At 62.4% G+C, this 22,574-nt stretch carries 20 protein-coding genes; 13 read left to right on the plus strand and 7 right to left on the minus strand.

Going from position 1 to position 22,574, the window contains the following annotated elements:
- Nucleotides 1-51: 51 nt before the first annotated feature.
- On the plus strand, nucleotides 52-882 hold the full coding sequence (queF, locus tag DQ397_RS23140; protein ID WP_043212891.1) for an NADPH-dependent 7-cyano-7-deazaguanine reductase QueF: 831 nt from the start codon (nucleotides 52-54) through the stop codon (nucleotides 880-882).
- A 118-nt stretch (nucleotides 883-1,000) separates the two neighbouring features.
- Here queF and DQ397_RS23145 read toward each other — a convergent pair whose 3' ends face one another.
- A complete protein-coding gene (locus DQ397_RS23145; RefSeq protein WP_043212894.1) occupies nucleotides 1,001-1,264 on the minus strand; it encodes a DUF4404 family protein in 264 nt (87 codons plus the stop codon).
- A 123-nt stretch (nucleotides 1,265-1,387) separates the two neighbouring features.
- Nucleotides 1,388-1,951: a phosphonoacetaldehyde phosphohydrolase-related protein gene (locus DQ397_RS23150; RefSeq protein ID WP_043212897.1), complete on the minus strand. Its 564-nt coding sequence runs from the start codon at nucleotides 1,949-1,951 to the stop codon at nucleotides 1,388-1,390.
- Between the two features lie 192 nt (nucleotides 1,952-2,143).
- Between DQ397_RS23150 and DQ397_RS23155 the strand changes: the two genes are divergently transcribed.
- Entirely contained in the window at nucleotides 2,144-2,851 is a 708-nt protein-coding gene (locus tag DQ397_RS23155; protein ID WP_043212899.1) for a VacJ family lipoprotein, read from the plus strand.
- Nucleotides 2,852-2,905: 54 nt separating this feature from the next.
- Here DQ397_RS23155 and DQ397_RS23160 read toward each other — a convergent pair whose 3' ends face one another.
- Nucleotides 2,906-3,205 carry a PilZ domain-containing protein gene (locus DQ397_RS23160; protein WP_043212901.1) on the minus strand — a complete coding sequence of 100 codons (300 nt, stop codon included), beginning with the start codon at nucleotides 3,203-3,205 and terminating at the stop codon, nucleotides 2,906-2,908.
- Between the two features lie 269 nt (nucleotides 3,206-3,474).
- On the opposite strand from DQ397_RS23160, the gene rssB reads away from it, so the two are divergent.
- On the plus strand, nucleotides 3,475-4,659 hold the full coding sequence (rssB, locus tag DQ397_RS23165; RefSeq protein WP_043212903.1) for a two-component system response regulator RssB: 1,185 nt from the start codon (nucleotides 3,475-3,477) through the stop codon (nucleotides 4,657-4,659).
- Nucleotides 4,656-5,138 (plus strand): anti-sigma factor antagonist RssC, encoded by a 483-nt coding sequence (gene rssC, locus DQ397_RS23170; protein ID WP_008099230.1) that lies wholly within the window; start codon nucleotides 4,656-4,658, stop codon nucleotides 5,136-5,138. Before rssB ends, rssC begins: the two co-directional genes overlap by 4 nt.
- Nucleotides 5,139-5,262: 124 nt before the next feature.
- Here rssC and DQ397_RS23175 read toward each other — a convergent pair whose 3' ends face one another.
- The 4 genes from DQ397_RS23175 to DQ397_RS23195 form a co-directional block, all read right to left on the minus strand.
- Nucleotides 5,263-7,149, minus strand: a complete 1,887-nt coding sequence (locus DQ397_RS23175; protein ID WP_043212905.1) for an alkaline phosphatase D family protein — start codon at nucleotides 7,147-7,149, stop codon at nucleotides 5,263-5,265.
- A gap of 121 nt (nucleotides 7,150-7,270) precedes the next feature.
- Complete coding sequence (gene tal, locus DQ397_RS23180; RefSeq protein WP_043212907.1) at nucleotides 7,271-8,197, minus strand: transaldolase; 927 nt, start codon at nucleotides 8,195-8,197, stop codon at nucleotides 7,271-7,273.
- 122 nt (nucleotides 8,198-8,319) lie between these two features.
- On the minus strand, nucleotides 8,320-9,330 hold the full coding sequence (dusA, locus tag DQ397_RS23185) for a tRNA dihydrouridine(20/20a) synthase DusA (protein ID WP_043212909.1): 1,011 nt from the start codon (nucleotides 9,328-9,330) through the stop codon (nucleotides 8,320-8,322).
- A gap of 351 nt (nucleotides 9,331-9,681) precedes the next feature.
- Nucleotides 9,682-10,596 carry a LysR family transcriptional regulator gene (locus tag DQ397_RS23195; protein ID WP_043212912.1) on the minus strand — a complete coding sequence of 305 codons (915 nt, stop codon included), beginning with the start codon at nucleotides 10,594-10,596 and terminating at the stop codon, nucleotides 9,682-9,684.
- Between the two features lie 174 nt (nucleotides 10,597-10,770).
- Between DQ397_RS23195 and DQ397_RS23200 the strand changes: the two genes are divergently transcribed.
- The 9 genes from DQ397_RS23200 (at nucleotide 10,771) to DQ397_RS23245 (ending at nucleotide 22,568) form a co-directional block, all read left to right on the plus strand.
- Nucleotides 10,771-11,739, plus strand: coding sequence for an ABC transporter substrate-binding protein (locus tag DQ397_RS23200; protein ID WP_043212914.1), 969 nt, complete (start codon nucleotides 10,771-10,773; stop codon nucleotides 11,737-11,739).
- 75 nt (nucleotides 11,740-11,814) lie between these two features.
- Nucleotides 11,815-12,666, plus strand: coding sequence for a proline/glycine betaine ABC transporter permease (locus DQ397_RS23205; protein WP_043212916.1), 852 nt, complete (start codon nucleotides 11,815-11,817; stop codon nucleotides 12,664-12,666).
- 11 nt (nucleotides 12,667-12,677) lie between these two features.
- The gene (locus tag DQ397_RS23210) at nucleotides 12,678-13,496 is read left to right on the plus strand and encodes a glycine betaine/L-proline ABC transporter ATP-binding protein (protein WP_371906654.1); all 819 of its coding nucleotides are present in this window, start codon (nucleotides 12,678-12,680) and stop codon (nucleotides 13,494-13,496) included.
- 12 nt (nucleotides 13,497-13,508) lie between these two features.
- On the plus strand, nucleotides 13,509-15,032 hold the full coding sequence (hutH, locus tag DQ397_RS23215; RefSeq protein ID WP_043212919.1) for a histidine ammonia-lyase: 1,524 nt from the start codon (nucleotides 13,509-13,511) through the stop codon (nucleotides 15,030-15,032).
- Between the two features lie 409 nt (nucleotides 15,033-15,441).
- Complete coding sequence (locus tag DQ397_RS23225; RefSeq protein WP_043212943.1) at nucleotides 15,442-15,924, plus strand: formate dehydrogenase subunit gamma; 483 nt, start codon at nucleotides 15,442-15,444, stop codon at nucleotides 15,922-15,924.
- Complete coding sequence (locus DQ397_RS23230) at nucleotides 15,918-17,477, plus strand: NADH-quinone oxidoreductase subunit NuoF (protein WP_043212921.1); 1,560 nt, start codon at nucleotides 15,918-15,920, stop codon at nucleotides 17,475-17,477. Before DQ397_RS23225 ends, DQ397_RS23230 begins: the two co-directional genes overlap by 7 nt.
- A complete protein-coding gene (gene fdhF / locus DQ397_RS23235) occupies nucleotides 17,474-20,359 on the plus strand; it encodes a formate dehydrogenase subunit alpha (protein ID WP_043212923.1) in 2,886 nt (961 codons plus the stop codon). Before DQ397_RS23230 ends, fdhF begins: the two co-directional genes overlap by 4 nt.
- Entirely contained in the window at nucleotides 20,356-20,571 is a 216-nt protein-coding gene (locus tag DQ397_RS23240; RefSeq protein WP_043212926.1) for a formate dehydrogenase subunit delta, read from the plus strand. The genes fdhF and DQ397_RS23240 overlap by 4 nt, the downstream gene beginning before the upstream one ends.
- Before the next feature lie 179 nt (nucleotides 20,572-20,750).
- The gene (locus tag DQ397_RS23245; protein WP_043212930.1) at nucleotides 20,751-22,568 is read left to right on the plus strand and encodes an ABC transporter ATP-binding protein/permease; all 1,818 of its coding nucleotides are present in this window, start codon (nucleotides 20,751-20,753) and stop codon (nucleotides 22,566-22,568) included.
- Nucleotides 22,569-22,574 lie beyond the last annotated feature (6 nt).

Here is a 22,574-nt window from a genome sequence, read left to right on the forward strand (position 1 = left end):
GGATGCAAAACCGGTAGAATGAGGGCCATCACGAGTCTTCAGGTCAGGTCCATGCATCCCGCCGCCGAACATTCCCCGCTGGGCAAGTCCAGCGAGTACATCGCCACCTACACCCCTTCGTTGCTGTTCCCCATTCCGCGCGCGGCCAAATGGGCCGAGTTGGGCGTGACCGCCCAAACCCTGCCGTGGCAGGGCGTGGACTACTGGAACTGTTTCGAGCTGTCCTGGTTGCTGCCTTCGGGCAAGCCGGTGGTGGCCATCGGTGAGTTCGCCATTCCGGCCGATTCGCCCAACATCATCGAATCCAAGTCGTTCAAGCTTTACCTCAACTCCTTGAACCAGACTGTCTTCGCCTCCACCCGCGAACTGCAGGCTTGCCTGGAGAGAGACCTGTCCGCCGCCGCGGGCAAGTCTGTCACTGTTCGGGTTCGTACCTTGGCGGATGTCGAGGCCCAGGGCGTGGTAGCGCTGCCAGGCCATTGCATCGATGATCTGGATGTAAGCATCAGCAACTACGAGCAGCCCCGGCCTGAACTGCTGCAATGCGACCCGCAGCGCGTGGTCGAGGAGGCAGTGCACAGCCATTTGCTCAAGTCCAACTGCCCGGTCACCGGGCAACCGGACTGGGGAAGTGTCGTGGTGGCGTACGAAGGCCTGGCGCTGGATCATGCGAGTCTGTTGAGCTACCTGGTGAGCTTCCGCCAGCATTCGGACTTCCATGAGCAGTGCGTCGAACGCATTTATCTGGATCTCTTGCGCCTGCTCAAACCGGAGCACCTGACCGTGTATGCGCGCTATGTGCGTCGTGGTGGCCTGGACATCAACCCTTACCGCAGCACCGGGGCGATCAGCCCAGACAATCAGCGGCTCGTTCGTCAGTAAGTTTGGCGTCGTCTGCGGCGGGCTCTGTTCGCGACACAAGGCCGCTCCTACAGCACGATGTCCGTAGGAGCGGCCTTGTGTCGTGAGAGGGCTGCGCAGCAGCCCCGGATGAGCAGGGTCAGATACCCATGCTGTGGAGATAGTTGGCAATATTGCGCAGTGTGGCGGTCAGGTCGGGGTGGTCGACCTCGAAGCGTTCAATGGCGAGGTTCACACCGTCAACCAGGTTGTTGTCGGGGGTGGCTTCCTCAAGCTTGAGTTGCGCCTCTATCTGCCTCGCTTCCTCGTGCAGACTGGCCAGTTCTTCGTCCGACAGCGGTACATTCCGATCCAGTTGCTCGCGCAGGCTATTGAGTCGCTCTTGCAGTTCGCGGGCGGGCATTGGGTGTTCTCCCTCTATGGCTTGGCAAGGCATGGACCTTCGCGGTGGTGCAAAGGTTCTGGCCTGTTTCCAAGCGTAATCCACCTGCAGGCGCTTTGCATGATCGGTGTCAACGACCCTGTATCAGGGCTTTTCGCCCTTGCGCCGGCGCAGGGCGATGTCCGCCAGGCATGTATCCAGTGCTTCCAGATGGTCGATCACCGAGTGTACGCCGAGTCCGAACAGCTCCAGGGTGGCCTTGCCGCGGGCCAGTTCGCGCGCCTGCTCGGTCATGGCTTGCCACTGGCTGGAGCCGACCTCGCATGATGGGCTGCTGTTGGCCAGGCCTACCGTCCATAGCCCCGCGTTGAGGGCCGATTGCAGCAGGCGCGGCTCCCCGCTGACCAGCACACAGCCGTCCAGGCGGGTGCTGCGCAGGGTCATCAACGCCTGCCAACAGGCGTTCGGCGCGGGCCAGGGGCAATCATTGAGCGCTTGCCCGGGCAGCCAGTCCGGCAACACGTTGGCCAAGCGTTTGCCCTGGCTGGCGCCCAGTTCATCGAGCCACATGCACGGTACCTGGCGTTCACGCAGGACCGACAGGATGTCCAAGGCCCCAGGGGCGGGGTGGGGAGTGCCGTTGACCGCCTGGACCAGGCAGCCACGCAGTCCGAAGAGTACGGCGGTGAAGGCAGATGCAGCTTCCATGGCAGCGTCCCTCAAATACTCCGCAGGCTAGCGGGCGCTTGTTACCGGTGGATGACATCGCAACGGTTGTTCACATAATCTTGATTAAAAATGTGTAAAGCTGCTTATCAGCCGATGAGCCTTTATACTGGCGTCTTAATTTCGCAGCGCACTCATGTGCCTGCTGCCGTCAAATCCGATGGAGAAACATCTATGCGTAGGATCGGTGCCGGAGTGATCGAGCGATTCACCCAGGCCTGTGTCTGCGCCAGCCTGCTGCTGGCGCCCGTGGCAGCCACCCAGGCGGCCACCGAGGAAGATCCCTGGGAATCGGTCAACCGACCGATCTTCAAGTTCAACGATACCCTCGACACCTATGCCCTCAAGCCATTGGCCAAGGGTTATCAGGCCGTCACCCCGCAGTTCCTCGAAGATGGTATCCACAATATCTTCCGCAATCTGGGCGATGTCACCAACCTGGTCAATGATGTGCTGCAGCTCAAGCCCCATGCCGCGGGCGTCGACACAGCGCGCCTGATCGTCAACACCACGTTCGGCCTGGGCGGCTTCTTCGACGTCGGTACCAAGATGGGGCTGCAGCGCAACGACGAAGACTTCGGCCAGACCCTTGGCTATTGGGGCTTGGGCAGCGGTCCTTATGTAGTCATTCCATTCCTCGGTCCAAGCACCGTGCGCGATGGCCTGGCCAAATACCCGGACACCTACACCGAACCCTACCGCTATATCGACCACGTGCCGACCCGCAACTCGATCTTCGCCCTGGACGTGATCGACACCCGGGCCAACCTGTTGTCGGCAGAAAAACTGATCACTGGCGACAAGTACGTGTTCATCCGCAACGCTTACCTGCAGAACCGTGAGTTCAAGGTCAAGGATGGGGAAGTCGAAGACGACTTCTGATTCGTGCGGGTATGTAAAAAGGCGACCTTCGGGTCGCCTTTTTTCGTCTTTGCTTCAATGCAGGGCCAGGATGCGCAAACCGAACTTCTGCTCGCCGCCGGGTTGATCGGCGATCCACACTACCTCGGTGCTGGCTTCCAGGCCCTTGAGGGCAGGGTGGTCGGATTCGATCCGTGCCTGTACTTTGTCACCGACCTCGAAATGTTGCTCGGCCTGTACCTGCATGCCGCCACTGGAGAGGTCGAGGCAGACGGCCGAGATCACCTGACCCGCATGCAGGAGGGTGACGCCGGCATCGATACGCATGCGAATGAAGTCGCGTTTCTCGCTGTGGTTGGTGGGGGTCTGAGGCATGCTGCATCCTTCCCATTGGGTTGCACGGATCGGCTTTCTTATAACTCTCGGTGATTTGCCCTGTAAAGTGCGGGGAACTCGACCGTCGCATGGCTTGAAACGCTTGGCGGATGGGAGTACCGTCTGCGCCTTACAAGGCACCTCTGCCAGTTGCCGGGCCAGTTTTCTTGTCCTACAACTCAAGTAGAGAGTCACCACAGAGTATCCCTGTAGCCGCCGTCTGCCTTGCTGACGTCGCTACGCCAACCAATCCGGCGCCGTTCGCCCACATGCAGAAAACCAGTGCAACGCTGCTGATCATCGATGACGACGACGTGGTCCGTGCCAGCCTCGCCGCCTATCTGGAAGACAGTGGCTTCAGCGTCCTCCAGGCCGGCAATGGCCAGCAGGGGCTCCAGGTCTTCGAAGAACACCAGCCCGACCTCGTGATCTGCGATCTGCGCATGCCGCAGATGGGTGGCCTCGAACTGATCCGTCGGATCAGCGAGCGGGCGCCGCAGTTGCCGGTGATCGTGGTCTCCGGAGCCGGTGTCATGAACGATGCGGTCGAGGCCTTGCGCCTGGGAGCCGCCGACTACCTGATAAAGCCTCTGGAAGACCTGGCCGTGCTCGAACACTCGGTTCGCCGCGCACTTGACCGTTCGCGCCTGGTGCTGGAAAACCAGCGCTACCGCGACAAGCTCGAGGCCGCCAACCGTGAGCTGGAAGCCAGCCTGCACCTGCTCCAGGAGGACCAGAACGCCGGTCGCCAGGTGCAGATGAACATGCTGCCGGAAAGCCCGTGGACAGCTGGCGATTTGTCGTTCGAGCACCAGATCATACCGTCGCTGTACCTGTCGGGTGATTTTGCCGATTACTTCCGGGTCGATGAGCGACGTATCGCCTTCTACCTGGCCGATGTCTCCGGTCACGGCGCGTCTTCGGCGTTCGTCACCGTGCTGCTGAAGTTCATGACCACCCGCTTGCTGTTCGAATTCAAGCGCAGCGGCAAGATGCGCGAATTCAAGCCTTCCGAGGTGCTCAGCCACATCAACCGTGGGCTGATCAACTGCAAGCTGGGCAAGCACGTGACCATGGTGGGTGGGGTGATCGACGAGGAAACCGGGTTGATGACCTACAGTGTTGGCGGCCATCTGCCGCTGCCGGTGCTTTACACCCCGGGACAGGCTCGTTACCTGGAAGGCCGTGGCCTGCCGGTGGGGTTGTTCGAAGAGGCCAGTTACCAGGACCAAGTGCTGGAGCTGCCGTCGCGCTTCAGTCTGACCCTGATGTCCGATGGCATTCTGGACCTTTTGCCAGGGGATACACTCAAAGATAAGGAAGCGACCTTGCCGGAAATCGTCAAGGACGCGGGGGGCAGCCTGGACGGGCTGCGCCAACGATTTGGATTGGCTACGCTTGGGGAGATGCCGGATGATATCGCCCTATTGGTGTTGAGCAGGAACCTTGAATGAGTACCGGTAGAATCCAGTTCGCCGAGCAGAGCGGGACCTTTGTTCTGAAGTTCGTCGGTGAAGTGCGCCTGACCCTGTGTTCGGCGCTGGATGCAACGATCGAAAAGATCTTCACCGCGCTGAACTTCTCGGCCATCGTCATCGATCTGACCGAGACCGAGAGCATCGACAGCACCACGCTTGGCCTGCTGGCCAAACTGTCGATCCTGTCCCGGCAGAAGGTCGGCCTGTTGCCGACCGTGGTCACCACCAACCCGGACATCTCTCGGTTGCTGCAGTCCATGGGCTTCGATCAGGTGTTCAACATCGTCGATCGTCCGGTGCCGTGCCCGGAGTGCCTGACCGACCTGCCATCCCAGGACCAGAACGAAGATGTCGTGCGTTCCAAGGTGCTGGAGGCGCACAAGATCCTCATGGGGCTGAACGATTCCAACCGTGAGGCCTTCCACGATCTGGTCAGCGCTTTGGAGCGCACCTGATTCTTATCCTGTGTCGATCCCTTGGCGGGTGAACCCGTTCCCCTATCCTTCACAAGCTTTGCGGCTCGCGGTATTCCAGTGGGAGCGGGTTTACCCGTGAAGCGCCCAGCGCAGGCCGCCGCTGTCATTTGCGCTGCGTAAATTCCGTAGCTTCGTTCCCCGCGGCGCTCAGCTGGAACACCCGCGTCGGTCGCCCCTGCTCATCGAACCACACCTGCCCCAACCCTGCGCCATTCCACAGTCGCTCACCCGCCTGGCTGCGGCTGGGCGTGCGAGGCACCACTTCCATCTGTCGACGCTTGGTGAACCAGTTGAGTGGCGAACGCGGGGCATAGAGCCAGCGATTGAGGCGGTCCAATACGTCCAGTAGGCGCTTGGGAAACTGGTTCTTGATGCCGCTGCTGGTGATCTGCCACAAGTGCGGGCTGCGCTGACGGTGGCGGATCAACACCTCATAGACGAACGAATAGTGCACGTCGCCCGACAGGACTACATAGTGCCCTGGGGTACGCGAATGGCTGAAGATGTTGAGAATCACCTGTGCCGCGCCCCGATGGGCCATCCAGTTTTCCGCATCCACCAACAACGGATAGCCCAGCCAGCTGAACACGCGCTGGACCGTTTCGATCAGCTTGACCCCGAAGATCGGTGCCGGCGACACGATGATCGCCGAAGGATGATCCAGCAGTGCCTGCTGCAGTTCGCACAAGGCTTCCCAGTCGAGCAGGCCTGAAGGCTTTTTCAGGCTGCTCTCGCTGCGCCAGCGACGGGTGCGGGTGTCCAGCACCAGCAGTGGTGGCTCGGTAGCCAGGCTGAATTGCCAGCCCTGAAAGCGCAGCAACTGGTCGATCAGCGTGTCCTGGGCTTGGGCGTCCAGGCGTTGTTGCAGGCTGCGTTCGCCCAGGGCCTTGCACGGCTCGATCAGCGCCCGGCAGCTGTCCGGATCGTTGCCCCAGCCCTGGCAGAGCAGGTAACCGAGCAGCGCATTGCCGATGATCCGACGCGAGAAGGGATGCCCATAGGCGGTCTCTTCCCATTGCGCCGACAGGTTCCAGTCGTCGGTGATGTCGTGGTCATCGAAGATCATCAGGCAGGGCAGGTGTGCTATCACCCGTGCGACCCGATCGAGGTGGGCGGCGAACGCTTCGATCTGTGGTAATTCCTGCCGGTAGCGCGCCTGGCGCTTGTCGGTCAGGCCCTCGGGCATGTCCAGGCGTACCAGCGCCCAGGGCACGGGGGACCAAACCAGCAGGTACATGGCCATGACCTCGGCGAAGGTCACCAGATGATTGTCGGCGTTGCTGCTGGAGAAGATCGGTTTGCGCTTGCCGCCGAAGAAGCGCTCGCGCAGGGTTTCGTTGCCCTGCTGGGCGGGTAGCAGGTCCGCGCGGTGGTAATAGCTGGCAGGGTGACGATACAGCGCAGCGCTGTCGGCGACCAAAGCACCTTCCAGGGTCTCGCCGAACAGGCCCAGGCGTTCGATCAGCGTGTGGATGGCGCGCAGCATGGGCCCGGCGACATCATCGGCATAGACCTGGTCACCGCTCATCAGCAGCAGCGCCGGGCGTTCCTCGGGCAGCTGGCACTGCTGCAGGAGCCGGTCCGCGCACAGCAAGCCGTCGGCAGCCGGGTAGTGAGGCTTGCGGCAGGAACCATGGAGTAACTGCTCGAGGCGCTCGCGCAGCACGAAGCTTGGGCGTTGGCTGCCGGGGTAGAGCAGGTGAGGAGCCCAGTCGGCGATCCCCTGGCCATCCTCGAGCAACAGGTCATAGGGGATGGCGGCGTTGCGCGGCAGCGGCTGGTCGAAGTGGATATCCAGCAGGTGAACGAAGGCCTGCGTGCCGATGGGGATCACCTCGCAGGTTAGGTTTGCCGTGAGAGATGGCGCATCGAGAACGAACGTGGGGCGAAGCGGCTGCGTTGCGACCAGCCAGATTGCCAGGCGTTGAGGCTCCAGCCGGCGCAGGACGGGGCCTGCAAGAACAAGGGGAAGTGCGGTGTTCAGTGGCATCGATTGGTTTTCAGTCGTGTGTGCCCAGGCGCTTGCGGGCAAGGCAGTTTGAAGGTGCCGCAAATGAAAACGGGCGGAAAATGCTCGGCATCTCCCGCCCGTAGGGCAACCAAAATGTGTATCAGGCTTTTTCAGCCATCAACGCTTCCAGCTTCTCCTGATCACGGGCGAACTGACGGATGCCTTCGGCCAGTTTCTCGGTGCCCATGGCGTCTTCGTTCATCGCCCAGCGGAACTGGCTTTCGCTCAGATGCTGTTTGGCCTCGCCGGCGTTGCCTGGCTTGAGGATTCGCGGTAGTTGGCCTTGGTCATCGCTCAGTTGCTGCAGCAATTCGGGGCTGATGGTCAGGCGGTCGCAGCCGGCCAGTTGCTCGATCTGGCCGATGTTGCGGAAGCTTGCGCCCATCACCACCGTGTCGTAGCCGTTGGCCTTGTAGTAGTTGTAGATCCGCGTCACCGACTGCACGCCTGGGTCTTCGGCGCCGACATACTCCTTGCCGGTGCTTTTCTTGTACCAGTCGTAGATGCGGCCCACGAACGGCGAAATCAGGAACACCCCGGCATCGGCGCAGGCCTGGGCCTGGGCGAAGGAGAACAACAGGGTCAGGTTGGTCTGGATGCCTTCTTTTTCCAGCTTCTCGGCGGCGCGAATACCCTCCCAGGTGGAGGCCAGCTTGATCAGCACGCGATCACGCGGCACGCCAGCCTGCTCGTACAGGCCGATCAGTTGGCGTGCCTTGGCCAGCAGCGCGGGTTCGTCGAACGACAGGCGGGCGTCGACCTCGGTGGAGATACGCCCAGGAATGACCTTGAGGATGCCCGCGCCCACGGCCACGGCAAACTTGTCGCAGGCCAGGTCCACATTGCCCTTGGCATCGCTCTTGACTTGCTTGAGCAGGTCCGCGTAACCCGGGATCGCCGCGGCCTTGAGCAGCAGCGATGGGTTGGTGGTGGCGTCGACCGGCTTGAGGCGGGTGATGGCGTCCAGGTCCCCGGTGTCGGCGACCACGGTGGTGAACTGCTTGAGTTGTTCCAGCTTGGAGGTCATGGGCGTGCTCTGTCCTGTGCAATGACTCGACATTACCCGAGCCCCGACGGCCACTCAAGGGCCGGCGGGGCAGGTCGGGCGAGGGAATGAAGGTTCGAGTCGAAAGCGCGCCGGGGGTTCCCTCAGCGGCCTTGCAGCAGCTCGGCGGCCTGGTCGAAGATCGCCAGGGGCTCCGGGGCTTTGTGGATGTCCGCCGACAGCAGTTGGCGGAAGCGTCGGGCGCCAGGGAAACCCTGGCCCAGGCCGAGGATATGGCGGGTGATGTGATGCATGGCGCCGCCGCTTTGCAGATGCGCGACGATGTACGGGCGCAGCTTCTCCAGCGCCTCGCTGCGGCTTACCACCGGGGCGGTGCTGCCGAACAGCTGCTGGTCCACTTCGGCCAGCAGGTAGGGGTTGTGGTAGGCCTCGCGGCCCAGCATCACGCCGTCGAAGGTCTGCAGGTGCGCATGGCATTCTTCCAACGTCTTGATACCGCCATTGAGCACCAGCTCCAGATCCGGAAAATCGGCCTTCAGTCGCGCAGCCACGTCATAGCGCAGCGGCGGAATTTCGCGGTTCTCCTTGGGCGACAGGCCTTCGAGGATGGCGATACGCGCATGCACGGTGAAGCTGCGGCAACCCGCGTCACGCACCTGACCCACGAAATCGCACAGTTCGGCGTAGCTGTCACGGCCATTGATGCCGATGCGGTGCTTGACCGTGACCGGAATAGCCACCGCATCGCGCATGGCCTTGATGCAATCGGCCACCAACGCCGGATGCCCCATCAGGCAGGCGCCGATCATGTTGTTCTGCACCCGGTCGCTCGGGCAGCCGACGTTGAGGTTGACCTCATCGTAGCCGGCATCCTCGGCCAGCCGCGCGCATGCCGCCAGCTCCGCCGGCACACTGCCGCCCAGCTGCAAGGCCAGCGGATGCTCTGTGTCGTCATGGCGCAGGAAGCGATGGGCATCGTTGTGCAGCAGCGCACCGGTGGTGACCATTTCGGTGTAGAGCAGGGCGTGCTTGGAGAGCAGACGCAGGAAGAACCGGCAATGGCGATCGGTCCAGTCCATCATCGGTGCAACGCTAAATCGCCGAGAGGGCTCGGGGCGTGTGGTTTGTGGTGTTAAGGCTGTTTCTAAGGGCATTCTGGTCTACGCATTTTTGTACCATCTTCCGGGTTTTGAAGGCGTTTTGGGTGTGACAGTGGTGGGATGTACCACTGCCAAACGCGCTCGTACCACCGAAAATAGGGCAACGATCAGAGCAAGGAAAAAGGCCGATGGTACGGTGAGCGATACCGTCCAGATCCGCCTCGAGAAAAACGGTCCTAGTCTACCAAGAAGCCCAGACGTTCGCCCGCAAGCAGGCAGCGCAGGCTTGGGTGAAGCGACGGAAGACCGGGTTGGTGGAGTGTTGTCTCTGAGGTGTCTCTGCAGGTGCCGGTGGACGCGAGCAGTGGTAGGCCATCGACCAATCAGGGCTTGCCCACCCGTTGTTCATTCGGATGCAAACGACGGTCTTTCCGCGAACCAGGCCACCGCCAACTCCTTGAATGCCTCAGCCGAAGGCGTCAGCGGATAGCGCTGATCATGCGCCAGCACGATGCTATGCGTTGGCAGTTTTTCCTCGGTCGGCCGACATACCAGCGCTTGACCGTCATAACTGCGGTCACCAAACGGCCGGGTGTAGATCAGCGCAACGCCAAACCCATTTGCGACGAGGCTACGCTGCAACTCGAACGTGCGCACCCGGTGCACGACCGCGGGTGACAGATCGTAAAAGCTGAACAGGTCTAGCACATGCTGCCAACTTTGGGCCTGATCGGTGACGACCAAGGTGTATTCGGAGAGCGCCTTGAGACTGACACGCGACTGTTTGGCCAGTGGGTGATCGGCCGAGAGCAGTACCTGAGCGGTCAACTGACACAGTTGAGTGCATTGAGTGTTCGGCGGTAAACCCAGGTCGTAGGTGATCGCCAACTCTATCGCCCCCTCAGCCAGCCGCTTGCCAACATAATCGAAGCTGCCATCGCGCATATCGACAGTGACCCTTGGGCAGGACTCCTGCATCCGTCGCACGATTTGTGGCAGGCAGTAGGGCGCCAGGTCTTCAAAGCATCCCACCACCAATTCCCCGACGCACTCGCCTGCATTGGTATTGATCTCGGCAAAGGTCTGAGCTTCTGCCAGAACGCGACGGGCCTGGACCATGACGGTACGACCAAAAGGGGTCAGCGATATGCCAAGGCCACGTTGGCGTATGAAGATGGATTGACCCAGGACCTCCTCCAGTTCGGTGATAGCCGCCGAGATGGAGGGTTGTGAAACATGAAGTTCCATGGCGGCAGTGGTCAGGTTTCCGTGCTTGGCTGCTGCGAGCGCATAGCGAAGTTGCCGCAGTGTGAACTTCATAGGTTTTACCTTTGTGATGCATCAGTACTTATTATTTTATCCTTTTTTTAGGTTATGAAATATTTCGCCCACGCAGTGCTCACCAAGGCAAGGGTCCTCAGCCAGTCTGGCGTCCCTCTTTGGGCCGGATGCCCTCGACTACTGCAATCAATGTTCTTGTTTGGGAGCGTCACAATGACAATTACAAAGGCTCTGCTGACTACGACACTTTCTTTCGGGCTGCTGGCGTCCGCTGGCGTCAGCCAGGCGGCCGGCTGGTGCGAGTCTGGCAAGCCGGTGAAATTCGCCGGTTTGAACTGGGAAAGCGGGATGCTGCTCACCGACGTGATGCAGTTCGTGCTGAAAAATGGTTATGGCTGTGATACCGACAGCCTGCCGGGTAATTCCATTTCCATGGAAAACGCCTTGAGCAGCAACGATATCCAGGTGTTTGCTGAAGAGTGGGTAGGGCGCAGCGAGGTCTGGAACAAGGCTGCGGCGGCCGGCAAGGTCGTCGGCATCGGCTCGCCGGTGGTTGGTGCGGTCGAAGGCTGGTATGTGCCGCGTTATGTGATCGAAGGCGATGCCGGGCGCAATCTCGAAGCCAAGGCGCCAAACCTCAAGAGCATCGCCGATCTCAAGCAATACGCCCAAGTCTTCAAGGACCCGGAAGAGCCGGACAAAGGGCGCTTCTACAATTGCCCGGCTGGTTGGACCTGTGAGCTGGACAACAGCGAAATGCTCAAGCGCTATGGTCTGGAAAACGCCTATACCAACTTCCGCCCGGGCACCGGCCCGGCACTGGATGCCGCCGTTCTGTCGAGCTACAAGCGCGGCGAGCCGATCCTGTTCTATTACTGGTCGCCGACCCCGCTGATGGGCCAGGCCGACCTGGTCAAGCTGGACGAGCAACCCGGTGTGGATAAATCCGTGACCATCAAGGTTGGGGTGTCGAAGGCCTTCCACGAGCAGGCGCCGGAACTGGTGGCGGTGCTCGAAAAGATCAATCTGCCGATCGACCTGCTGAACCAGAACCTGGCGCGCATGAGCAAGGACCGTATCGAGTCGCCCGAGCTGGCCAGGTTGTTCCTCAAGGAACACCCCGAAATCTGGCACAGCTGGGTCAGCGAAGACGCTGCCAAAAAGGTAGGCGCAGCACTCTGAGCCTGTGGGGTCGTCCGGCTCCTGCCGGACAGGCCACGCGACGGTCCGCTCCATGCACTTGCTCGAGACAATTCCATGTTTCCGAAAAACTTCACGTTTTCCATTGCCGACTGGGTCAATGGCTGGGTCGATGCGCTGGTAAGCAACTACGGTGATGTGTTCCGGCACATTTCCGACACCCTGTTATGGGCCATCGTCAACCTCGAAGGCCTGCTACGCGCAACTCCTTGGTGGCTGGTCCTGGCCATCGTCGCGGGCATCGCCTGGCACTCCACCCGTAAAGTCGTGACCACGCTGGTGATCGTCGGCTTGCTGTTCCTGGTCGGTGCGGTAGGCCTGTGGGACAAGCTGATGCAGACCTTGGCGCTGATGCTGGTGGCCACGCTGATCTCGGTCCTGGTCGGTATTCCGCTGGGTGTCCTTTCGGCGCGTAACGATCGGCTGCGGGCGGTGCTGATGCCATTGCTCGACATCATGCAGACCATGCCCAGCTTCGTGTACCTGATTCCGGTCCTGATGCTGTTCGGCCTGGGCAAGGTGCCGGCGATCTTTGCCACCGTCATCTATGCCGCTCCGCCGCTCATTCGCCTGACCGATCTAGGCATTCGCCAGGTGGACGGCGAGGTCATGGAGGCGATCAATGCCTTTGGTGCCAATCGCCTGCAGCAACTGTTCGGCGTGCAGTTGCCACTGGCATTGCCGAGCATCATGGCCGGGATCAACCAGACCACCATGATGGCCCTGTCGATGGTGGTCATCGCCTCGATGATCGGTGCTCGTGGCTTGGGTGAAGATGTGCTGGTCGGCATCCAGACCCTGAACGTGGGCCGCGGCCTCGAAGCGGGCCTGGCCATCGTGATTCTGGCGGTCGTGATCGACCGTATTACCCAGGCCTATGGCCGGCCACGGCATGGGGTGGGCAAATGAGCGACAAGCCGATGATGAACAAGATCGAAGTCAAGCATGTCTTCAAGGTTTTCGGTGCTCGCGCCGAAGATGCCCTGCAAATGATCCGCCAGAAAAAAGCCAAGGATCAGGTGCTGGCTCAAACCGGCTGCGTGGTCGGGGTCAACGATCTCTCGCTGTCCATCGGCAGCGGCGAGATCTTCGTGATCATGGGGCTGTCGGGTTCGGGCAAGTCGACCCTGGTGCGTCATTTCAACCGCCTGATCGAGCCGACCAGCGGCGAGATCCTGGTCGATGGCGAGAACATCCTGCAATACGATATGCAAGCCCTGCGCGAATTCCGCCGGCACAAGATCAGCATGGTGTTCCAGAGCTTCGGCCTGTTGCCGCACCGCACCGTGCTGGACAACGTCGCGTATGGCCTGAAAGTCCGTGGTGAGAGCAAGGCCATGTGCGCTGAGCGAGCGCTGCACTGGATCAACACCGTGGGCCTCAAGGGCTACGAAAAATCGTACCCGCATCAATTGTCGGGTGGCATGCGTCAACGCGTCGGCCTGGCCCGAGCCTTGGCCGCCGATACCGACATCATCCTCATGGACGAAGCCTTCAGTGCGCTCGATCCGCTGATTCGCGCCGAAATGCAGGACCAGTTGCTTGAGCTGCAGAAAACCCTGCACAAGACCATCGTCTTCATCACGCACGATCTGGATGAAGCGGTGCGTATCGGCAACCGCATTGCCATTCTCAAGGACGGTCGCCTGATCCAGGTCGGCACACCGAAGGAAATTCTCTACCAGCCTGCGGACGAATACGTCGATCGTTTCGTGCAACGCCGCGTAGCTTCGCTTTAAGGAACCGCGTGTATGTCGATTGCCGAAAGAATCATCATCGCCGAAGCGCCTATGCGCTGGCAGGATGTGGTAGCCGTGGCGCGGCATGGGGCGAAGCTTGAGCTGGCCCCATCGGCCTGGGCGCGGATCGAGAACGCCCAGGCGATCGTCCAGCGCATCGTTGCCAGCGGTGAGCGCGCCTATGGCGTCAATACCGGGCTTGGCGCCCTGTGCAATGTGTCGTTGCAGGACGAACAACTCAGCCAACTGTCGCGCAACACCTTGCTCAGCCATGCCTGCGGCGTGGGTACAGCGCTGTCGGACGAACAGACCCGGGCGATCATGTGTGCGGCGATCATCAATTTCTGCCAGGGCCGTTCCGGCTTGCAGCGCAAGGTGGTCGAGGCGCTGCTGACGCTGCTCAACGAGCACATCACCCCGCAAGTGCCGAAACAGGGTTCGGTGGGCTACCTGACCCACATGGCCCATATCAGTATCAGTTTGTTGGGCGTCGGCCAGGTCAGTTACCGTGGCCAGATCGTGCCGGCGCAGCAAGCCTTGGCCGAGGTCGGCCTGTCACCGCTGAAACTGGGAGCCAAGGATGGTCTGTGCTTGGTCAACGGCACCCCGTGCATGACCGGCCTGGCCTGCCTGTCCCTGGACGACGCCACGCGCTTGAGCCAATGGGCCGATGTCATCGGCGCCATGAGCTTCGAGGCCCTGCGTGGCCAGTTCGATGCCTTCGACCCTGAAATCATCGCGATGAAACCGCACCCGGGCATGCAGCGTGTGGGCAGCAACTTGCGCCGCCTGCTGGACGGCAGCGAGATCATTGCCAGCAGCCGTGGCATTCGCACCCAGGATGCCTTGAGCATTCGCTCGATTCCGCAGGTGCATGGCGCCGCGCGCGATCAGTTGGCACACGCGGCGCGGCAGATCGAGACCGAACTCAACTCCTCTACCGACAACCCGATGTTGCTGGGTACACCCGAGTCGTACCGGGTGGTTTCCCAGGCCAACCCGCACGGCCAGTCCGTGGCCATGGCGGCCGACTTGCTGGCCATCGCGGTGGCCGAGATCGGGGCCATTGCCGAGCGTCGTCTCGATCGCCTGATCAACCCGTTGGTAAGCGGTTTGCCGGCTTTTCTGGTCAGCCAACCGGGTGTGAATTCGGGCATGATGATTGTTCAGTACGTGGCCGCTTCACTCTGTGCTGAAAACCGTCAGCTGGCACAACCGGCAGTCATCGACAACTACGTCACCTCCGGGCTGCAGGAGGACCACTTGAGCATGGGCACCAATGCCGGGTTGAAGCTGCACCGGGCTCTGGAGAACTGTACGCAGATCCTCGCTATCGAATACCTGTTGGCGGCCCAAGCGTTCGAGTTCCTCAAGCAGCAACGCTTTGGCGCCGGTACCCACATTGCCTGGCGGTTGTTGCGCGAACGGGTCCCGGCCTATGCCCAGGACCGTTGGCTGGCCCCGGATATCGCCAGCAGTGCATCGATCCTGAAGGATCCGGTCCTGCTTGGCGCTGCGTTCCCCGACCTGTTGTGACAGATGTAAGCGCCTGACGCTCCCATGGCTTCGAATCGTGCAGGTCACATGCCGATGCAATATCGGCAAAGTGCCAGCTGAGAGAGCGTTGGGCGTGACAATCGTTCTTCTGCTTGGCGGCGTTGTGCTTTGGCTTTGGAAAACCAAGGCGCCGCAAGACGCCAGGCAGATTCGATCGCAGAGGTACCATCCCCGCGTCGGTTTCAGAATGAGCCCTGTCGCTTGGGCGCAACCTTCCAGCGCCAGGGGTGCCATGCTTGCAGGATGCCTACGGACCCACTGCGCGCAGACGCAGGGCCTAGGTACGGAGGGCGCCCGGTGACCATGTGACCGTGACATGGACGGTGCGCCGCAGCAGAAGACGCCGGACGCTTGCCCTGCAGCGGTCCGTGATGCCGAGGTCCGCTGTATGCCTGAAGAGACGCTTCACCTGCCATTGATCCAGCGCGTGCTGGAGCGCTACAAGGACACCGCCGGTGCCTTGCTGCCGATCCTCCATGCCATCCAGGAAGACGCAGGCTACGTGCCTGACGTCGCCGTCCCTGAAATCGCCCATGCCCTGAACCTCAGCCTGGCTGAGGTGCGCGGGGTGATCAGCTTCTATCACGATTTCCGTACTTCGCCCCCGGCGCGCCATACCTTGCGCCTGTGCCGGGCCGAGTCCTGCCAGAGCCGGGGCGCCGAGGCGCTGGCCGCGCAATTGCGTGAGCAGTTGGCGCTGGACGATCACGGCACCACCGCCGATGGCGCCATCAGTCTGCGGCCGGTGTATTGCCTGGGTGCGTGCGCCTGTTCGCCAGCCCTGGAACTGGACGGGCAACTGCACGCGCGCCTGACCCCTGAGCGCCTGAGCGCCTTGGTCAACGGCTGCCGGGAGGAAGAAGCATGCTGAAGCTATTCGTTCCGTGCGATTCGGTCGCCCGCGCGGTAGGCGCCGACCAGGTCGCCGACGCACTGGCCCGCGAAGCCGAGCGCCGACAGCTGCCGGTGGACATTCAACGCACCAGCTCTCGCGGCCTCTATTGGCTGGAGCCGCTGGTCGAAGTGGAACAAGCCGGCGAGCGCCTGGGCTTTGGCCCGGTTGCCGCCGAAGATGTGCCGAGCCTGCTGGATGCCTTGGTGAGCGAGCCGGCGGGCCATTCGTTGGCCCTTGGGCCGGTGGCCGAGATCCCGTATCTGAAAACCCAGCAGCGCCTGCTGTTCGCCCGTGCCGGTATCACCCGGCCCTTGTCGCTCGAGGACTACCGCGCCCACGGGGGCTTCGAAGGCCTGACCCGGGCCGTGGCGCTCGATGGCGCGGACGTGGTCGCGGCGGTGCTCGACTCTGGCCTGCGTGGCCGGGGTGGTGCGGCATTCCCGGCAGGTATCAAGTGGCGCACCGTACGTGACGCGCAGGCTGCGCAGAAGTACGTGGTGTGCAATGCCGACGAAGGTGACTCCGGCACGTTCGCCGACCGCATGCTGATGGAAGGCGACCCCTTCCTGCTGATCGAGGGCATGGCCATTGCCGGCCTGGCCGTCGGCGCCACCAAGGGCTACATCTATGTGCGTTCGGAGTATCCGGATGCGATCCGTGCACTGAATGCCGCTTTCGACATCGCCCGCGCGGCAGGCTACCTGGGCGATGACGTCGCCGGCAGCGGCCTGGCCTTCGACCTGGAAGTGCGGGTCGGCGCCGGCGCCTATATCTGCGGCGAGGAAACCGCGCTGCTCGAGTCCATCGAGGGCAAGCGGGGGATCGTGCGGGCCAAGCCACCGTTGCCAGCCCTCGAAGGCCTGTTCGGCCTGCCAACCTTGGTGCACAACGTGCTTACCCTGGCCTCGGTGCCGGTGATCCTGGCTAAGGGTTCGGCGTTCTATCGCGACTTTGGCATGGGCCGCTCGCTGGGCACCATGCCGTTCCAACTGGCTGGCAACATTCGCCACGGTGGGCTGGTGGAGCGTGCCTTCGGTCTTACCCTGCGTGAGTTGGTGGAAGGCTACGGTGGCGGCACGGCCAGTGGCCGGCCGCTCAAGGCCGCACAGGTGGGCGGGCCGTTGGGCGCCTGGGTGCCGCCCAGTGGCTTCGACACGCCGCTGGACTACGAGGCCTTCGCTGCCATGGGCGCGATGCTGGGCCACGGTGGTGTGGTGGTAGCTGACGACACGCTGAACATGGCCAGCATGGCCCGCTTTGCCTTGCAGTTCTGCGCCGAGGAATCCTGCGGCAAATGCACCCCTTGCCGGATCGGCTCGACCCGCGGCATGGAAGTGGTGGATCGGCTGATCGCCAGCACCGACATGGCCGAGCGTGAAGACCAGGCGCTATTGCTGCGCGACCTGTGCGACACCCTGCAGTACGGCTCTCTCTGCGCCATGGGCGGGATGACCTCGTATCCGGTGGCCAGTGCCCTCAAGTATTTCCCTGCTGACTTCGGTCTGACCACCACGGAGGCCGCCCAGTGATCAATTTCTTCGACCCCACCAACGACCTCGACCTGGGAACCCCCGCCCGCGAAAGCGACGTGCAGGTCAGCCTGGTCATCGATGGCCGTGAGATCAGCGTGCCTGCCGGCACCTCGGTGATGCGCGCCGCGGCCTTGCTTGGCACCACCATTCCCAAACTGTGCGCCACCGACAGCCTGGAAGCCTTCGGCTCCTGCCGCATGTGCATGGTCGAAATCGAGGGCATGCGCGGCTACCCGGCTTCGTGTACGACGCCGGTGAGCGAAGGCATGGTGGTGCGGACCCAGACCTCGCGCCTGGCCGATCTGCGGCGCAATGTCATGGAGCTGTACATCTCCGACCACCCGCTGGACTGCCTGACCTGTTCGGCCAACGGCAACTGCGAATTGCAGACGGGCGCGGGCCAGGTCGGCCTGCGCGAGGTGCGCTACGGCTACGACGGTGCCAACCACCTGAAGGAGAAGAAGGACGTCTCCAACCCGTACTTCGACTACGAGCCGAGCAAGTGCATCGTCTGCAGCCGCTGCGTGCGCGCCTGCGAAGATATCCAGGGCACCTTCGCCCTGACCATCACCGGTCGTGGTTTCGAGTCCCGCGTGGCGGCGGCCGGTGGTGACGACTTCCTGAGCTCCGAGTGTGTATCCTGCGGCGCCTGCGTGCAGGCCTGCCCGACCGCGACCCTGAGCGAGAAGAGCCTGATCCAGCTGGGCCAGCCCGAGCGCGCGGTGATCACCACCTGCGCCTACTGCGGCGTGGGCTGTTCGTTCCGCGCCGAGATGAAGGGCGACCAACTGGTGCGCATGGTCCCGGACAAGAACGGCGGCGCCAACCACGGCCACGCCTGCGTCAAGGGCCGCTTCGCCTGGGGCTATGCGACCCACCCGGATCGCGTCACCAAGCCGATGATCCGCAAGCACATCAACGACCCGTGGCAAGAGGTCAGCTGGGACGAGGCGGTCAACTATGCCGCCAGCGAGTTCCGGCGTATCCAGCTCAAGCATGGACGTGACTCCATCGGCGGCATCACCTCCAGCCGTTGCACCAACGAAGAAGCGTACCTGGTGCAGAAGCTGGTACGCGCCGCCTTCGGCAACAACAACGTCGATACCTGCGCGCGGGTGTGCCATTCGCCGACCGGTTATGGCCTCAAGCAGACCCTGGGCGAATCCGCCGGTACCCAGAGCTTCGACTCGGTGATGCAGGCCGATGTGATCCTGGTGATCGGCGCCAACCCCACCGACGCCCACCCGGTGTTCGGCTCTCAACTCAAGCGCCGGCTGCGCCAGGGCGCGCGGCTGATCGTCATCGACCCACGGCGCATCGACCTGGTGGATTCGCCCCACGCCCGCGCCGAGTTGCACCTGCAACTGCGTCCGGGTACCAACGTGGCCATGCTCAACGCCCTGGCCCATGTGATCGTCACTGAAGGCTTGGTGGACCAGCCGTTCGTCGATGCTCGCTGCGAGGCGCAAGACTTCGCCCGCTGGCGTGATTTCGTCAGCCTGCCGGAAAACGCTCCGGAGACGCTTGGCCCGGTGTGCGGCGTGCCTGCCGAGCAGATCCGTGAAGCCGCCCGCTTGTACGCCACCGGCGGCAATGCGGCGATCTACTACGGCCTGGGGGTCACCGAGCACAGCCAGGGCAGTACCGCGGTGATGGGCATCGCCAACCTGGCCATGGCCACCGGCAACGTCGGCCGTGAAGGCGTGGGCGTGAACCCGCTGCGGGGACAGAACAACGTGCAGGGCTCCTGCGACATGGGCTCGTTCCCTCACGAGCTGCCGGGCTACCGGCACATCTCCAACGAAACCGTGCGCGCCGAGTTCGAACAGGCCTGGGGCGTGACCCTGCAGCCTGATCCGGGCCTGCGCATCCCCAACATGTTCGAGGCGGCCCTCGATGGCAGCTTCAAGGCGCTCTACTGCCAGGGCGAAGACATCGCCCAGAGCGACCCCAACACCCAGCACGTCACCGCGGCCTTGATGGCCATGGAGTGCGTGGTGGTGCAGGACATCTTCCTCAACGAGACGGCCAAGTTCGCCCACGTGTTCCTGCCGGGCAGCTCCTTCCTGGAGAAGGACGGCACCTTCACCAACGCCGAGCGCCGCATCTCGCGGGTGCGCAAGGTCATGGACCCGCTGGCCGGCAAGGCCGACTGGGAAGCCACCGTCGCCCTGGCCAACGCCCTGGGCTATCGGATGGACTACCGTCATCCGTCCGAGATCATGGACGAAATCGCGCGCCTGACGCCGACTTTCCACCGGGTCAGCTATGCCGAGATCGACCGCCATGGCAGCTTGCAATGGCCGTGCAACGACGCAGCGCCCGACGGCACCCCGACCATGCACATCGACCAGTTCGTGCGTGGCAAGGGGCGCTTCATGCTCACCGGCTACGTGCCTACCGACGAGAAGGTCAACAGCCGCTTCCCGCTGCTGCTGACCACTGGCCGTATCCTCAGCCAGTACAACGTCGGCGCCCAGACCCGACGTACCGGCAACGTCGCCTGGCACGCCGAAGACCGCCTGGAGATCCACCCCAACGACGCCGAGGCTCGTGGTATCAGCGATGGCGATTGGGTGGGCGTGGGCAGCCGGGCAGGGCAGACCGTACTGCGCGCCAAGGTCAGTTCCCGCGTAGCACCGGGGGTGGTGTACACCACCTTCCACTTCCCCGAATCCGGCGCCAACGTGATCACCACCGACAACTCCGACTGGGCCACCAATTGCCCTGAGTACAAAGTGACGGCGGTAGAGGTGGTCAAGGTGTTCCAGCCCTCGGAATGGCAGAAGCGTTACCAGGCGTTCAGTGACGAGCAACAGCGCCTGCTCAAGGAGCGTCGCCAGGCCGAGAAATCCGAGAAAGTCGAGGTGCGTCGATGAGCGGTCATGACAGTCTGGTCAAGATGGCCAACCAGATCGCCCAGTACTTTGCCAGCGAGCCTGACCGGGCGCTGGCAGTGCAGGGCGTGAGGCAGCATATGCAAAGCTTCTGGACGCCGGCGATGCGTCGGCAGTTGGGGGAGCGACTGCAGGCTGATGGCGGGGAGGGGGTGGATCCGTTGGTGAAGGAGGCGCTGCAGCAGGCGGCGTGACGCCTCAGGCGAGCAGGGCTGCTTTGCAGTCCGATCGCGGGGCAAGTCGGGGCGCAGGTTAGGCGCTTCGACGTGTCCCGCGATTGGCGCCTGGCAAACATGAAAAGTCCGTCATGGATGCCAGATAAATCGTCGGGGAATGCTACGCTCGCAAAAACCTCGCAAATGGATACCCCGCTATGGACATGAACTGGCACCAGGCCCTGCAAGAAAGCCTGAGCTGGCTCGCAATCGCCTCCATCATCACCCTCATCGGTTTCACCGCCGCTGGCGCTTTGGCGGTGCGTTTTACGCGTTGGGGGCGTCAATTCTGGTCCCTCGCCGGGCCTTACTTCAGTTTCAGACGCAGTTGGCGCCCGCTGTTGGTGTTTGCCCTGTTGCTGGTGCTGACGCTGTTCTCGGTGCGCCTGAACGTGCTGTTCTCGTTCTGGTACAACGGCTTCTACAGCGCCTTGCAGGCCCTGGACCAGACAGCCTTCTGGTACCTGCTGGGCGTGTTCGCGGTGCTGGCCACCATCCATGTGCTGCGCTCGCTGTTCACCTATTACGTCACCCAGGCGTTCAACATTGATTGGCGTGTCTGGCTCACCGAGCGCCTGACCGCAGACTGGATGAAGGGCGATGCCTATTACCGCGGGCGGTTTCTCGCCGAGCCGGTGGACAACCCTGACCAGCGTATCGAACTGGACGTCAACGCGTTCGTCACAGGTTCGGTGTCCTTGGCCTTGGGCGCCGTCAGTGCGCTGGTCTCGCTGGTGGCGTTCACCGCGATCCTGTGGGGGCTGTCGGCGCCCTTGACGCTGGGTGGGGTGGAAATCCCCCGGGCGATGGTATTTGCGGTGTACCTGTATGTGATCGTCGCCACGTGGATCGCATTTCGCCTCGGGCGGCCGCTGATCCGCCTGAATTTCTTGAATGAAAAACTCACCGCGAACTTCCGTTATGCCCTGATGCGCCTGCGTGAAAACGCCGAGAACATCGCTTTCTACCAGGGTGCTCAGGTCGAGCGGGGGACCTTGCTGGGACGCTTTGGCGCACTGATCGTCAACGTCTGGGCGCTGGTCTATCGGAGCCTGAAGTTCAACGGCTTCAACCTGGGCATCAGCCAGGTCGCCGTGGTGTTTCCGTTCATTCTCCAAGCGCCGCGGTTCTTCAGTGGGGCGATCAAGCTTGGGGATGTGATGCAGACCTCCCAGGCGTTCGGCCAGGTTCAGGATTCGCTGTCGTTCTTCCGTGAGTCCTACGACACGTTTGCTCAATATCGCGCCACTCTTGACCGTCTCACCGGGTTTCTCGACGCCAACCAACAGGCCAGCACGCTTCCTCGGGTCACCACCCAGGAGCAGGCGCAGGGGCTGGAGATCGCCGGCTTGCAGGTATTGCGCCCGGACGGCCATACGCTGATCGCCGACTTGGACCTGCGTCTGCGTGCCGGCCAGGCGCTGTTGATCAAAGGGCCTTCGGGCAGCGGCAAAACCACCTTGCTGCGCGCCCTGGCTGGCCTGTGGCCTTACGCCGAGGGTGAGGTCAGACGGCCGCTGGGCAACCAGGCGTTGTTCCTGTCGCAGCGCCCATACGTGCCGTTGGGTGACTTGCGGACCGCTATTGCTTATCCCGCGCCTGCGACAGCCGCAGACGATACGCGCATGCAACAGGCCCTGCGTCAAGTCAACCTGGCCCACCTGGCCGAGCGCCTGGAGGTCAGCAACGATTGGTCGAACATTCTCTCGGTGGGCGAGCAGCAGCGCCTGGCCTTCGCACGGTTGTTGTTCAACCGGCCACAGGTCGTGTTCCTCGACGAGTCCACCTCAGCGATGGATGAAGGGCTGGAGCATGCGTTGTATTCATTGCTGCGCTCCGAAATGCCTGACACCTTGCTGGTCAGTGTCGGACACCGCAGCACGCTGGCGACGTTCCACACTCACCGCCTGGAAATGGATGGGCAGGGGGCTTGGTCGTTGCTTGAACAGCAGCCGACCCAAGACGTGCTGGCTTAGCGGGGC

Origin of the sequence: Pseudomonas sp. CK-NBRI-02 (assembly GCF_008124495.1) — a bacterium.
Lineage (GTDB): Bacteria > Pseudomonadota > Gammaproteobacteria > Pseudomonadales > Pseudomonadaceae > Aquipseudomonas > Aquipseudomonas guariconensis.